This window comes from Brevundimonas sp. CURTG3B2_SDJG (assembly GCF_057364705.1).
In genome coordinates, this window is record NZ_JBNFOJ010000489.1 from 1 (window position 1) to 1,219 (window position 1,219).

Annotated in this window: 1 protein-coding gene; it reads right to left on the reverse strand. The window is 65.4% G+C overall.

Annotation, left to right across the window (positions count from 1 at the left end; translation table 11 throughout):
- Positions 1 to 28 precede the first annotated feature (28 nt).
- Positions 29 to 1,219 carry an elongation factor Tu gene (gene tuf, locus AC2W7C_RS18135; RefSeq protein WP_486002598.1) on the reverse strand — a complete coding sequence of 397 codons (1,191 nt, stop codon included), beginning with the start codon at positions 1,217 to 1,219 and terminating at the stop codon, positions 29 to 31.

A 1,219-nucleotide genomic window follows, 5' to 3' on the forward strand; every position in this document is an offset into this window, starting at 1 on the left:
CTGTTACGCGTTTACTGGTATCGCCCGATTACTCGGTGATCTTGGAGACCACGCCGGCTCCAACCGTGCGGCCGCCTTCGCGGATGGCGAAGCGCAGCTTCTCTTCCATGGCGATCGGGGTGATCAGCTCGACGTTCAGCTCGGCGTTGTCGCCGGGCATGATCATCTCCACGCCTTCCTTCAGGTGCACGATGCCGGTCACGTCGGTGGTGCGGAAGTAGAACTGCGGACGGTAGTTGGTGAAGAACGGCGTGTGACGGCCGCCCTCTTCCTTGGTCAGGATGTAGGCCTCGGCCACGAACTTGGTGTGCGGGGTGATCGAGCCCGGCTTGCACAGCACCTGGCCGCGCTCGACGTCCTCGCGCTTGGTGCCGCGCAGCAGCACGCCCACGTTGTCGCCCGCCTGGCCCTGGTCCAGCAGCTTGCGGAACATCTCCACGCCCGTGCAGGTCGTCTTCTGCACCGGACGAATGCCGACGATCTCGACTTCCTCGCCGACCTTGACGATGCCGCGCTCGACCCGACCCGTCACCACCGTGCCGCGGCCCGAGATCGAGAAGACGTCTTCCACCGGCATCAGGAACGGCAGGTCGATCGGACGCTCCGGCTGCGGGATGTAGTCGTCCACCGTCTGCATCAGCTCCAGCACGCGCTGCTCGCCGATCTCCGGGTTCACCCCGTCGGTCGCGGCCTTGGCCGAGCCCTTGGTGATCGGAATGTCGTCGCCCGGGAACTGGTACGACGAAAGCAGCTCGCGCACTTCCATCTCCACCAGCTCCAGCAGCTCCTCGTCGTCGACCAGGTCGACCTTGTTCATGAACACCACCAGCGCCGGCACGCCGACCTGACGGGCCAGCAGGATGTGCTCGCGCGTCTGCGGCATCGGGCCGTCGGCCGCCGAAACCACCAGGATCGCGCCGTCCATCTGCGCGGCGCCCGTGATCATGTTCTTCACGTAGTCGGCGTGGCCCGGGCAGTCCACGTGCGCGTAGTGACGGTTGGCCGTCTCATATTCCACGTGCGCCGTGTTGATCGTGATGCCGCGCGCCTTCTCTTCCGGAGCCGCGTCGATGTCGGCGTAGTTCATCGCCTTGGCGCCACCCGCCTTCGCCAGCGTCATCGTGATCGCCGCCGTCAGCGTCGTCTTGCCGTGGTCAACGTGACCGATCGTGCCGATGTTGCAGTGCGGCTTCGTGCGTTCGAACTTTTCCTTGGCCAT

Coding starts and splice junctions, on each gene's coding strand:
- tuf (WP_486002598.1), bottom strand. CDS start 1,219: ATGGCCAAGGAAAAGTTCGAACGCACGAAGCCGCACTGCAACATCGGC.